A 13041-nucleotide genomic window follows, 5' to 3' on the forward strand; every position below is an offset into this window, starting at 1 on the left:
TGGAATTGAGAAAAGCCTCGGTCGGACCACGCCGTGCCGCCGTACCATTGTGATGCCGGCACCCAATGGCGTAAATGAGAGTTGGACGATAGACTGCGTTGCGGACGCACTTGCAAACGGCCAGCGCGTTTGAATGTTGACCCGCATCAACACGTGGAATCGGGAGTGCCCGCACATCGGCGTCGGCTTCTCGCTGCCAGGTGTCCGTATGGCACGTGTACTCGAGCAGTTGCGCCAACGAGGACGACGCCTCAACCTGATTCAGGTCGATAACGGTCCGGAGTTCGTCAACAAGGCGCTCGACGCGGTCAAAATGACTTGTACAACCAGTCATTTTCGCCATGACATGATATAATGCCTATGGTCATGTGACTATAGAGACACCAATGGAAATCAACCAAGTTTCGAAGTCTGAATTCAAGGCGAAGGCGCTTGAATTTTTTCGCCAGGTCGAAGCGTCTGGCGAGAGCGTCGTCGTGACCGATCACGGTAAACCGACGCTGGAGGTTCGACCGTACCGCAATCATGAGCGGAGTCCCCTCGACGTTTTGCGTGGCTCCGTTACCCGTTACGACGACCCGACCGAACCGGTTGACGTTGAGTGGGATGCCGCCCAGTGATTGTCCTCGATACGCACGCGCTGGTCTGGTGGGCAAACGGTGACGACGCCCTGAGCAAAAAGGCCAAAACGACTATAGAGCGGGAGTTGAATGATGGGCAGATTGTGGTGTCTGCAATCTCCGCCTGGGAAATTGCAATGCTCGTTGAGCGCGAAAAGTTAGTTCTGTCGATGGACGTCGCAAGCTGGCTCACGACCGTCTCCGCGATCGACGCCGTTCGCTTTGTGCCTGTAGATGTTGAAATTGGCCTAAAGTCGGTAGATCTACCGGGCAAGTTTCATCAGGACCCGGCCGATCGCATGATCGTAGCGACCGCGCGAAAGCTGGCTGTACCATTGGTGACTCGAGATGAGAAGATTCGCGCCTACAAGCACGTCAAGACCGTCTGGTAACAGGACTGGAAACATGATCGAAGCACGTGATTTTGACACCTGGGCTTCAAAGGTAGCACGAGAGCCGGTAGCGCTCGGCACGCCGCAAATCGAGGCGCATCATGTCCCATACAACGAAGATGGGATGGGTTTCGGCGTGAGTCTTAGACTGATCGCTAGGCTGATCGGCGATTCCGTAGCACCCGCGTCGGCAGCAACGGTTCAATGAGTGACCACAATTCGTCGGTAGCGACCATCAAGCCGCTGCCGTCAAGTGGGACATTGCCGGCAACGGTCCGAGCGGTCAATCCGATGATATTTTGCCATCCTATCAGTTTCATGGTCGCGCTGGCGGACGTTGGCGAATCAACGGGTGTTATCGGCATCAACGGCGGTGCAGTCGCCGCACTGTCGATGCCGCCACCACAAACAACCGTGAGCCGCCGGCGGCCTTCGATGCCATGGCCCAGATACTTTTACCCCGATGTTTCTACCCAAACAATATCTGATCACGCCGGATCCCTATGATGCCGACCATCCCGTGCTATTTCTCGAACAGTTGAAGCGGACGCTGGACTCGGGAATCGAATTGGTCCAGCTTCGCTCAAAGAAGTTGAATGCCATCGATTACATGCGCTTGGCCGAGCAAGCGATGCCCCTGTGCCAACAGCATCACGCCCTTCTACTGTTGAACGCCCACGCCCCGCGCCGCGCACACCGGCACGTCGACGGACTGCACTTGGACAGTCAAAGCCTGATGGCATGCGAGGAACGCCCGCTGCCAGCAGGAAAGCTGGTGGCAGCGTCGTGCCACACGATCGCGGAACTGCAAAAGGCTCAGTCCATCGGTGTGGATTTCGTCACGCTCTCGCCCGTGCTGCCGACCGCTAGCCATCCCGACACCGAACCGCTGGGATGGAATGGCTTTCTCGCGCTGGCCTCGCAGACTCTGCTGCCCGTCTATGCACTGGGCGGCCTATCAACGGATGCATTACCCCGGGCCGAACAACACGGAGCGTACGGCATCGCAGGCATTCGTTGCTTTTGGAAGCCTTGATCGCCCGCCATTGGACGCATTGATGACCGACGAGACGCGTTGACGACCGACGGGTCTAGTGCAACGCCGATCGGCACGCGTTGCGCCGCGGCCATGCCCTGATCAGCGCCCGGTCCAATAGCGCCTGCGTGAGCGGCGATATGCATCGACCACCCAGCCAGACACCCCGCTGTCGATACGCACCGCGCCATCGTTATCGCTGCGCAGCATATCGACGCCGCGCACACGATAACGCGCGGCGACCAGCGGGTGTGGATGACCAAAGCGATTGCGGTAACCTACCTGAAATACCGCCATACGCGGCCGTACCGAATCGAGAAACGCATCCGTCGATGACGTTTTGCTGCCATGGTGCGGCACGATCAGCACGTCACTGCTCAATGCCGGCCCATGCCGTTCAACCAGCGCCCGCTCGGCGGCCCGTTCGATATCTGATGCGATCAACACTGCGCCAAGCGCATTCGAGACGCGCAGCACGCATGCTGTTGCATTCGGCTTGCGCGGATCTGCCGCATCCGTCGGCCACAGGAATTCGAACGTCACGCCGTCCCATCGCCATCGCTCCCCGGCACGGCACGCCCGCGTGATTGCGCCGCACGCGGTGGCACGCGCCCACAACGGATGAGCGGGCGGCAACGAGGCCTGCATCTGCGCGATCGGCATGTCGGCCAATACCGCAGGCACGCCGCCCGCGTGGTCGACATCACGATGACTGACGACCAGCATGTCCAATGCGTTCACATCATGCGCGCGCAGGAACGGCACGACGATACGCTGCCCCGCATTGCCCGCCTCCGGGCCCGGACCGGCATCGAACAGCAGTCGTCGCCGCGCGGTCTCGACCAGCACGGCGGTGCCCTGCCCAATATCGAGCGCTGTGACGCGAAAACCGTCAGCGAGTGGCGCCCGCGGTGCCGGCCACAGCAATGGCAGCCACAAGATGGGCGCGGCCGCGCGCAATGGCCAACCCCGTGGCCCTAGCATCCAAGCCGCGCCGACGAGCGCGAGCAGCAGCGCGGCCGGCTCGGGCGCCGGCAAGTGCCACACGCCCCACGTGGGCGAAGCCAGCGCATCCAGTATGGCAAACAGCCACTGCACCAGGCGGTGCGCCAATTGCAATAGCAGCGCGTCCCATGGCGCCGGGATCGCAATGGCGAGCAGCACGGCTGGCACGACCAGGGTACTGACCCACGGAATCGCGATAGCATTGGCCACCGGACCGAGTGCCGGAATCTGCGAGAACCAGACGACCGTCAACGGCGCAAGACCGAGCGTCACCGCCCATTGCACGCGCATGGCCGACGCCAGCCGTGCTGGTACCCCACGCACCGCGGCGCGCGTGCGAGCCGCGAGCACGCCTAAGGCCTTAGCCGGATGTGGGCCAGGCATAACAGCAGGCCGCTCGCCCGGCCTGCCCGTGCTGGCCTGCGGCAACGTATCGGCCGGATCGAGTGACGGCCAGTCCGGTTCGTCGTCTCGCTGCGGCGGGTGGCAGCCCGCGCAGCGCAACGCCACCACGATGGCCGCGACCGCACCGAACGATAGCGCCGTGCTCGCCGACAACGTTGCCCACGGATCGACCAACACCACGATCACGAGCGCCCACGCGAGGACCAGCAACGGGTCAACGCGCCGCCCGCTCGCATAGGCAAGCGTCGCGATCGACAGCATGGCAACCGTGCGCTGAGCGGGAATGCCCAGCCCGGCGAGAGCGGCATAACCGGCACCGGCGAGCATCGCACCGACACAACATGCGATAGGAACCGGCACGTGCAGCGGCAACGCCGGCACAACGCCGAAACCGCGGCGCCAGGCCAGGGCAATGATCGTGGCAGCCAACGCCGCAACCGAGCCGATATGCAAGCCCGATATGGCCATCAGGTGATTAGTGCCGGTACGGCGCAGTCGCTCCCAGTCCGGCTCCGTAATCGCATCCTGTACGCCGATCGCCAGCGCAATCACGATCCCGGCATGTGAACCCGCGGGCTCGCCGCTGCCGCTGCCCGTCCCCGTTTGGGCAGACTCGGACAAGACCTGCTCGATCCGCGCGCGAATGGACGCACGCCGACGATCCACAGCGTTGAGCATCGCCCGGATACCGGGGCCCCGCTCAATATCGGACGCGTGTGGCGAGCCGGGAGACGCCACCGATTGCCAGTGCGAATCGGTCCGCAGGTGGCGCACGTAGCCCAGCGCACGCACGCCGCGCGCCAGTTGCCGCACATCGGTGTCTGGCAATCCGAAATTGCCATTGCCATGCACCCGCTTGAGTCTCGCAACGAGCGTATGGCGCCCGCCCGGCACAAGCGTCGCCGACGGTTGCCGGCCGAACGCGGCAAGCCAGCTCAACTGGACGGTGCGGGGAAACCGCTCGATCCGGGGCGAGGTTGACTCAACGTCAAACAAAAAGCGAAGCCCGCGCGCATCGCGCGACGGCAGGCCACGCACCGTGCCGGTTAGGGTCACATCGCGCCCCTCCCACTGCGGCGGCAAAGCATCTGACAGCGCGCTATGCGCGCGCCACGCCGCGTAGCCAAAGCCGAGCAGTGCCGCGCACCCGATGCTCGCCGCCCGCATCAGCCACGACTTGTGACAACTGGCACGCCCCGCTGCCCGCGCACGATACGTGATACATGCTACCCCGGCGACGGCGAGCACTGCCGCACCCCAGGCGAACCAACCGGCAACGTCCGGCAAACTGGGCTGCCACTGCAACACACCAGTGCCCACGACGAACGCGCATAATCGTGCAAGCATCATCCCCCTCGGCCGGGCGTTCGTGCGCGACGGATTGCGTAGCGACAACCATCCGGAACGCCTGAATACAGCCTGAATGCAAAATTCGATTATCGCTGTGCGAGGGCGAGCCGCGGCAACGCGGCATGCGCGTTGGCCGTTGTACAGAGGGCCAGTTGCGGCAACGTCAGTGAACGCATGGCCGCAATCACCGCCGCAATGCGTGGCACTTGGTCGGGCGTGTTGCGCCTCTTGTTAATCCACTCCGGCGCAATATCTGGCGCGTCGGTCTCCATGACCAGCGCATCGAGCGGCAATTGCGCCGCGAGCTGGCGGATGCGTCGGGCACGCTCAAACGTCACGTTGCCGCCAAAACCGAGCTTGAAGCCTTGTGCGATATACGCATCGGCCTGCTGAAAGCTGCCATTGAATGCGTGCGCGATACCCCGCACGACGTTGAAGCGTCGCAACTCGGCGATCACCGAGTCCTGCGACTTGCGCACGTGGCAGATCACCGGCAAGTCGAAGTCGCGCGCCATCTTCAACTGTGCCGTATAGATCTCGCGCTGACGGACCGCATCCAGCCCCGGCACGAAGAAATCCAGACCGATTTCGCCGATGCCAACAAAGCGCGGATCATCTAGGCTGGCGTGGATCTCACTGCGCAGCACCGCGAGATCTTCGTCCTGCGTGGCCGGCGCGTACAGGGGGTGGATGCCCAATGCATAGGCGCCCCCGTTCACGCAATGGGCTAACTCGCGCACCGCCGAGAAGTTGAAACGGGCGATCGCTGGAATCACAATGCGCGACACTTGCGCATCGCGCGCTGCCGACGCCACGGCAGCCCGGTCCGCATCGAATTCGGATGCATCCAAATGACAATGGGTATCGATCCACATTAGGGTTCCTCGCTGCCCACGCCGGTGCGACACGGCACAAACCGAGCCGTCGTCAGACTATCGTCTTGGCAAGCGCGGCGCGCGCCACCGTTGTTTCAACGTGCAGCACACCATCTCGCAGGCGCAGTACCCGGTCGCAGCGCGCGGCCAGCTCGATGTCGTGCGTGACGATCACGAAGCTCGTCTCGAACGTCTGTGACAATTCCAACATCAGCTGAAACACCGTTTCCGCAGTATGGCCATCGAGGTTGCCGGTCGGCTCGTCCGCCAGTACGCAGGCGGGCCGCGTCACCAGCGCGCGCGCGATCGCCACGCGCTGCCGCTCGCCCCCGGAAAGCTCTGCTGGCCGGTGTTTCGCGCGATGCGCGACGCCGACGCGCTCCAGCGTGGCCAACGCCTCGCGACGCGCGCCATCGATCGGCATCCGGCGGATCTGCAGCGGCATCGCGACGTTGTCCAGCGCGGTAAATTCGGGCAGCAGATGGTGGAACTGATAGACGAAACCCAGGGCGCAATTGCGCAAATCGTTGCGCTCACGCTCAGCCAAGTGCGAGAACGGTCGGCCCAATAGCGCGACATGCCCCGCACTGGGCTCGTCGAGCCCCCCCAGCAGATGCAGCAACGTACTCTTGCCGGAGCCAGACGCGCCGACAATGGCCAGCTTCTCGCCACGATACACGTGCAGTTGCGCGTCGGCCAGCACCGGCACCGGCTGGCCGCCCTGCACAAAGGTCTTCGATAGGCCAGTCGCGGCCAGCACGATTTGCTGCTCGTTCATTGTTTTACTCATAGCGCAATGCCTCAGCCGGACGCACGCGCGCCCCCCGCCAGCTCGGATACAGTGTCGCGAGCGCAGACAGCGCGAACGCAATCGCGCCAATCTTCACCACGTCAGCCGCGATCAAGTCGCTGGGCAGTTCGCTGATGAAGTAGATCGACGGCGGCAGGAATTGGAAGCCCAGCACACGCTCGATCAACGGTACCAGCCACGGGATACTGACGGCGAGGGCGCAACCAAGCGCAATGCCGAGGCCGGTGCCCACGAAGCCGATGGTCACGCCCTGAATCACAAAAATCTTCATGATCGAGCGCGGCTGCGCGCCAAGCGTGCGCAGGATCGCGATATCGGCCTGTTTGTCAGTGACCGTCATCACCAGCGAGGAGACGAGGTTGAAGGCAGCGACCGCAATGATCAGCGTCAGGATAATGAACATCATCCGTTTCTCGATCTGTACCGCCGAAAACCATGTCTTGTTCTGCTGCGTCCAGTCGCGGATATACAGGTCACCGGACAACGATCGTGCGAGTTGTCGCGCAACTTCCGGCGCGCGTTGCATGTCCTTGATCCGGAGCCGCACGCCGCTGGGCGCGCTCAACCGGAACAGCGCCTGCGCATCGGCGATCGATACCATCGCCAGCGTGCTGTCGAACTCGTAATGACCGGACTCGAACACGCCGACGACCGTGAACTGTTTGAGCCTCGGCAGCATGCCGGCCGGCGTGATGGTGCCCTCCGGAGCCACCAACGTGACCTTGTCGCCGACGCTCACGCCCATCGCACTTGCCAGATCAACGCCGAGCACAATGCCGAACGATCCCGGCTGCAGATCGGCTAGCCGGCCCGCCTTCATCTCAGCACCGATGTCGGATACCTGCGGCTCCAGCGCCGGGTCGATGCCGCGCAACGCGACGCCGTTGACCGCACTTTGCCGTGTGAGCAGCGCCTGCGCGTCGACGTACGGGGCCGCGCCGATCACCGCCGGATTTTCGCGCGCCTCGTCGGCAGTCAATTGCCAGTTTGGCATCGAGCCGGTTGGCGAGAAGATCTCGATGTGCGCCAGCACCGACAGCATCCGGTCACGCACTTCCTTCTGAAAGCCGTTCATCACCGACAGCACGACAATCAGCGCCGCGACGCCGAGCGCGATGCCCGACATTGAAATCAGCGAAATGAACGAAATAAACCCGTTGCCGGAAGAACGTTTGCCAGTACGCGTATAGCGCAAGCCGATTTGCCATTCGTAAGGGAGCTTCAAATCAATCCTTTGTATCCACGCTGACTGATCCCGCTGCTGGACACCGCCGCAGGTAACAGTGAAGTTTGCCACACAACGGTGCCCTTTGGCCGCTACATGCGCAATAGCCGGATCCGATGGCCACCTGCTGGCCTGACGCACCCAGGACACGCGCGATCGTGTTGATTCGCGCATGCTGAGCACCCGCCATCGCTTCCGGCTCATGTCCATCTCGCGGCCCAAGCCATCACACGCGCGGCTTCAAACTGGAGCACGGCGCCTGCCTTCAGGCGACACGAGCTGTTGCTTCAGCAGGCCGACGAAATTCCAGTTTTTTGGCCTAATACCTGACCTGAAGTTTTGCGCAACGGGATCGCCCCAGGGCCATTATTCATTTGACTCTCCCATTGCCAATGGTTAACGGTTCAAACTATTTTTAGCCGCCATACCCCTTTTTTATTCCGCACGAATAGTTCGGCTCGATTGCATTCCCCGGTATTGCCGCGTACATTTTCCCGAATTTTCATTTTTTGACTCAATGCCAACCAAAGGTTTAAAATGACCGCATTTGATTATTCGCGACAAATCACGGGCTATACCACTCCACTCTACCGACGCTCGGACTTCGTTATTCCCAAAATATCCAGAAAATTATCTGCATTCAGCGTAGTTTTAGCCCTGTCATTTATCAATGACGCCACCGCATCCAACCAAAGCTATGAAGAATTAGCCCTAGAAAGCATCATAACAGATATCACAAAAAGCAAACTAGCGCCCTTTGAATCGGCGCTAATTAGATTGGACGTTGACCATTCAAAAACGAAAGAAAAATTGGACAAACTAAAGATAGACACCCATAGCGCTTATTTAAAATTTACAAATCAGATCGCCACAGAAAATACAGCAATAAATCAAAAAATAGATCGTATCAGCTTAACAACGGAAGATCAATTAAATAATATTAATCACAAAATCGGCAACCTTAGTCAAAAGTTAACTAGAAATTCTAATGAACAAGCGAATTTAAAAACATCTCTAAACCAAAACATATCCGAACTTAATAGCGCCGTGAAGCAGATAGCACACAACAATAAATCACTTATCAATAAGCTAAATAATGCAAACACAACAACTCAGGATCAAATAAAAGATATCCGAGATCAATCATATAGGCATTACGGAAAAATCACAGAGACCATAAACGAACTCGCATTGACGACAAAAAACCAATTGACGGAGCACAAGGAAACAATAAAAAATGAGTTAGCAATACTGGGGAACAGGGTAGATCAACTAGAAGGACAAACAAAAAAAAACAGAAGCGCAAAGGACAACTCGGGCAATCGGTACAAAAACTCAAAAGACACGGTCGTTGCAGAGTCATCCACCACGGTATCGCTGCAAGCAGAGTTGGCTAACGCGAATGACGGTGGGTCTTTGCAGCCCATGCTGGCGGACAATGAAGTGCGTCCGGGGCCCCAGCTGACGAACACCGACAGCCAACCGGCGCTTGTGCTGGCAGACAAAAGCCGCCATACTGAACCTGCGCCGGCAGACGAAGGCCGGCATGCCGAAGTTGCGCTGGTGAACCAAGACGGGCCCTTCGAGCGTGCTCCCGCGGACCCAGGCGGCCATGCCAAAGTTGTGTCAGCGGACCCAGGCGGCCATGCCAAAGTTGTGTCAGCGGACCCAGGCGGCCGAGCCGAAGTTGTGTCAGCGGACCCAGGCGGGGTCGTCGAACCGATGACCGCCGACGATCTCCGTGCCGCTTGGCGGGCGCTCCAGAATAGCAGCGGCCATGCCGGGCCTATGCTAGCAGACAATGTGGCGTCGGCTCACGATGATACCCTCTCCTGCGACCAACCCGGCGAATGCGGGCACGGCGCTGCACAGGGGCGGCTGCGCGAATTTATTGGGGCTGACCTACCCTCGCTTCTGGCCGAACAACTGGATATCCACGTCGACGACACCCGCGTCTCGGTCGGCGAGCCCGGCCATGAACGCAGGATTACGGACGTCGCACGCGGCACGCAGCCCACCGACGCAGTGAACAAGGCGCAAATGGATGAGGCGCTAGCCCAGGTGGACCGTAACGCATCGGCGGGCACCGCAGCAGCGATGGCGGTAGCGGGGCTGCCACAGCCAACCTTGCCCGGCAAGAGCCTGATGACGTTCGCCGGTGCGACTTATCGCGGCCAGTACGGTGTGGCGCTTGGCATATCGCACGTGACGCCGAATAACCGCTGGGTATTGAAAGTTGCCGCAAACGCGAACGGCCGTGGCTACGTTGGAATGGTCGCAGCAGGCGGTTTTCAATGGTGAGGGTGAGGCGCAAAGCGTGCGCTCGCGCGACAGATGACGCGCGATAGGCGAGCGAGGTCGATATGACCGGTGGATTGCCCTACAATGCGCTCCATCATGCATGTCACACACCCCGTTTCCCGCCTCCACCTACTGCTGCCCTTTGCGTTGCCCACCGCGGCCAACGCGCAGCCTGCGCTACAGAACCTGGATAAGCCGGCACTAGACAGGTTGCTCGAACGCGCGACGCTTGTCGAACGCGTGATCGGGGACGATTTCCAGCGCACATTGCCACACGAGCGATGGGTCGCCCGCTGTTTCGGCGTCGGCCATGCCGCCGCATCGACTGCGCCGCGCCAGCAAGCAGACGATGCAGCATCGAACGGGCGGACAGACCCGTTCGATGCTGACGATGATGCGCCGCTCGCCCCGTACATGCTGCTTGCGGACGGCGGCGAACCGCGTGATGCGGTCTGGGCATGCGTCGAGCCCGTTCATGTGCAGGTCGCGCATGATCATCTGGTGCTGGTCGATCCCAAGACGCTGCAGCTTTCGACAGATGACGCGGCCGCGCTACTCACCGTCGCGCGGCCCCTCATTGAGGAACTCGGCGTAGAACTGGCTGCCCCGACGCCGCTGCGCTGGTACTTGTCGAGTGAGCAACTCGGCTCGTTGGCCAGCGCGGCACCACTGCGCGCCGCCGGACGCAACATCGAAATCTGGCTGCCACACGAAGCCCATACCGGCCACCGGCCGCGCACGTGGATGAAGCTGCAAAACGAGGTCCAGATGGCTTGGTTCGAGCATCCGGTCAACCAAGCTCGAGAAGCACGCGGGTTGCCCGCCGCCAACTCGATCTGGCTTTACGCGCAAGGGCGCATGACGCCAGTGTCGCGGCCCTTCGAGCGCGTGCTATCGCAGGCAACCGCTACGCGTGGGCTAGCGCTCGCGTCCGGCGCGGCGTTGGAGATGCCGCCCGCCACTTTCGACACGCTGCGGCAACAAACCAGCGGTCAGGCCGCGGCCCGCGCCGCGGGTCGTGGCACAACCGGTGTGACGCTGGTCGAACTCGATCCACTGAGCGCACCATTTGTGCAGCAGGACTGGCCGCGCTTTCGCGCCGCGTTCGCGGTGCTGGAGCGCGACTGGTTCGCGCCAGCGCTCGCAGCGTTAGAGCGCCGCGAACTCGCGGAACTCACGTTGACGCTGTGCGGCGACACCGGCACGACGACGCTCGTCGTGCGCCCCATCGACATGAAAAAATTCTGGCGACGCCGGTCATTTGCGTCGCTGTTGCCGTGAGCCCGCGCCCATGACCCGAATCGTCACCCGAACCTGCCCACCCGCCGACGCGCATGCCCTTGCGCGGCATGGCATCCATCCGGTGCTCGCGCGGCTGTATGCATCGCGCGGCATCGGTACGCCCGCCGACGTGGAAACCGTGCTGGCGCGACTCCTGCCACCAACGCAGCTCTCAGGCGTCGACGCTGCGGCCGCGCTGCTGGCCGATGCGATTGCCGCGCGACGGCAAATCCTGGTGGTAGCCGACTATGATTGCGATGGCGCAACGGCATGCGCGGTGGCCGTGCGTGGCCTGCGCCTGTTCGGTGCGCACATCGACTACCTGGTGCCCAACCGGTTCGAATACGGTTACGGATTGACGCCGGATATCGTCGAACTGGCTGCCCGCCGCTCTGGCGCACGCCCCGACCTGCTGGTCACTGTCGACAACGGGATCGCCAGCGTAGACGGCGTGGCGGCTGCCAACGCGCTCGGCATCGATGTGCTGATTACCGATCACCACCTGCCCGGTGACACGCTGCCCGCGGCACGCGCGATCGTCAACCCGAACCAACCAGGCTGCGCATTTCCGAGCAAGCACCTGGCCGGCGTCGGCGTAATGTTCTACGTGCTACTGGCGCTGCGCGCGCTATTGCGCGAGCGCGGCACCTTTGATGGCCGCCCCGAGCCGCGGCTGGACGGTCTGCTCGACCTGGTCGCGCTGGGCACGGTGGCCGACGTCGTACGGCTAGATGCGAACAATCGCGTGCTGGTTGCACAGGGTCTTCAGCGCATCCGTAACGGCAAGATGCAACCGGGCGTGGCCGCGCTTTTCCGGGTGGCCGCGCGCGATGCGCGCAACGCATCCGCATTCGACCTAGGGTTTGCATTGGGGCCGCGACTGAATGCGGCCGGTCGGCTCTCCGACATGTCGCTTGGCATCGAATGCCTGGTCACCGACGATGCGCAGCGCGCCGATGCGCTGGCACAGCAACTCGATGCAATAAACCGCGAACGGCGTGAAATCGAGGCGGGAATGCAGGAGCAAGCGCTGGCCGAGCTCGCCCAGCTTGATCCGCGTGACGCGGCCACGATCACGCTATTCAACCCGGCGTGGCACCAGGGCGTGATCGGCATCGTCGCCGGCCGGCTCAAGGAGCGCTTCCACCGGCCAGCGATCACGTTCGCGCCGGCCGACGAGTCGGGCGAGCGCGTGAAAGGCTCGGGACGCTCGATCCCAGGCTTTCACTTGCGCGACGCGTTGGACCTAGTCTCCAAGCGGGAGCCCGGACTGATCGAGCGCTTTGGCGGCCACGCGATGGCCGCCGGCCTCACGCTGCGCACCGACAACGTGCCGCGTTTCGCGGCGGCATTCGAGGCGCTAGCGCGCGAATGGCTGAACGAGGACGCACTCGCGCGACAGATCGAGACCGACGGCGAGCTAGAGGACGCGTATCACACGCCATCGTTCGTCGAGCTGATCGACAACGCGGTATGGGGCCAAGGTTTCCCGGCGCCGGTTTTTTCGGGGGAATTCGATGTGCTGTCTCAGTCACTCGTCAAGGAACGGCATTTGAAGTTGCAGCTTGCCCGCGGGCGCCAGCGCTTTGCGGCAATTTGGTTCAATCACATCGACACGCTCCCGGCGCGAGCGCTGTTCGCCTACCGGCTCGTGCGCGATACTTGGAATGGTGTGTCGCGTGTGCAGTTGGTCGTCGAGCATGCGGCGTCCTGATGTCGATCCGCTATAATTTACCCTTT

At 61.8% G+C, this 13041-nt stretch carries 12 protein-coding genes; 8 read left to right on the forward strand and 4 right to left on the reverse strand.

Annotation, left to right across the window (positions count from 1 at the left end; translation table 11 throughout):
• The first annotated feature begins 136 nt into the window (after window positions 1-136).
• The 5 genes from KQH55_RS07910 (at window position 137) to KQH55_RS07930 (ending at window position 2048) form a co-directional block, all read left to right on the forward strand.
• The gene (locus KQH55_RS07910; RefSeq protein WP_235090558.1) at window positions 137-355 is read left to right on the forward strand and encodes a hypothetical protein; all 219 of its coding nucleotides are present in this window, start codon (window positions 137-139) and stop codon (window positions 353-355) included.
• A 31-nt stretch (window positions 356-386) separates the two neighbouring features.
• The gene (locus tag KQH55_RS07915) at window positions 387-620 is read left to right on the forward strand and encodes a type II toxin-antitoxin system Phd/YefM family antitoxin (protein WP_076795584.1); all 234 of its coding nucleotides are present in this window, start codon (window positions 387-389) and stop codon (window positions 618-620) included.
• Window positions 617-1012, forward strand: coding sequence for a type II toxin-antitoxin system VapC family toxin (locus KQH55_RS07920; protein WP_076786703.1), 396 nt, complete (start codon window positions 617-619; stop codon window positions 1010-1012). Before KQH55_RS07915 ends, KQH55_RS07920 begins: the two co-directional genes overlap by 4 nt.
• 13 nt (window positions 1013-1025) lie before the next feature.
• Window positions 1026-1220: a hypothetical protein gene (locus KQH55_RS07925; protein WP_139337095.1), complete on the forward strand. Its 195-nt coding sequence runs from the start codon at window positions 1026-1028 to the stop codon at window positions 1218-1220.
• 255 nt (window positions 1221-1475) lie between these two features.
• Entirely contained in the window at window positions 1476-2048 is a 573-nt protein-coding gene (locus KQH55_RS07930; protein WP_076786701.1) for a thiamine phosphate synthase, read from the forward strand.
• A 102-nt stretch (window positions 2049-2150) separates the two neighbouring features.
• Here KQH55_RS07930 and KQH55_RS07935 read toward each other — a convergent pair whose 3' ends face one another.
• The 4 genes from KQH55_RS07935 to KQH55_RS07950 all read right to left on the reverse strand — a co-directional run bounded on the left by KQH55_RS07935 (window position 2151) and on the right by KQH55_RS07950 (window position 7719).
• Complete coding sequence (locus KQH55_RS07935) at window positions 2151-4805, reverse strand: ComEC/Rec2 family competence protein (RefSeq protein WP_235090559.1); 2655 nt, start codon at window positions 4803-4805, stop codon at window positions 2151-2153.
• A gap of 89 nt (window positions 4806-4894) precedes the next feature.
• Window positions 4895-5683, reverse strand: coding sequence for a TatD family hydrolase (locus KQH55_RS07940; protein WP_076786699.1), 789 nt, complete (start codon window positions 5681-5683; stop codon window positions 4895-4897).
• A 52-nt stretch (window positions 5684-5735) separates the two neighbouring features.
• Window positions 5736-6461 (reverse strand): ABC transporter ATP-binding protein, encoded by a 726-nt coding sequence (locus KQH55_RS07945; RefSeq protein WP_235090560.1) that lies wholly within the window; start codon window positions 6459-6461, stop codon window positions 5736-5738.
• A 4-nt stretch (window positions 6462-6465) separates the two neighbouring features.
• Window positions 6466-7719: a lipoprotein-releasing ABC transporter permease subunit gene (locus tag KQH55_RS07950; RefSeq protein ID WP_076795592.1), complete on the reverse strand. Its 1254-nt coding sequence runs from the start codon at window positions 7717-7719 to the stop codon at window positions 6466-6468.
• Window positions 7720-8256: 537 nt separating this feature from the next.
• Between KQH55_RS07950 and KQH55_RS07955 the strand changes: the two genes are divergently transcribed.
• The 3 genes from KQH55_RS07955 (at window position 8257) to recJ (ending at window position 13015) form a co-directional block, all read left to right on the forward strand.
• On the forward strand, window positions 8257-10020 hold the full coding sequence (locus KQH55_RS07955; RefSeq protein ID WP_235090561.1) for a YadA-like family protein: 1764 nt from the start codon (window positions 8257-8259) through the stop codon (window positions 10018-10020).
• A gap of 84 nt (window positions 10021-10104) precedes the next feature.
• The gene (locus tag KQH55_RS07960) at window positions 10105-11301 is read left to right on the forward strand and encodes a regulator (RefSeq protein ID WP_235090562.1); all 1197 of its coding nucleotides are present in this window, start codon (window positions 10105-10107) and stop codon (window positions 11299-11301) included.
• A gap of 10 nt (window positions 11302-11311) precedes the next feature.
• Window positions 11312-13015: a single-stranded-DNA-specific exonuclease RecJ gene (gene recJ, locus KQH55_RS07965; RefSeq protein WP_235090563.1), complete on the forward strand. Its 1704-nt coding sequence runs from the start codon at window positions 11312-11314 to the stop codon at window positions 13013-13015.
• Window positions 13016-13041: the final 26 nt, after the last annotated feature.

The organism is Mycetohabitans sp. B3, from assembly GCF_021498065.1.
Taxonomy (GTDB): domain Bacteria; phylum Pseudomonadota; class Gammaproteobacteria; order Burkholderiales; family Burkholderiaceae; genus Mycetohabitans.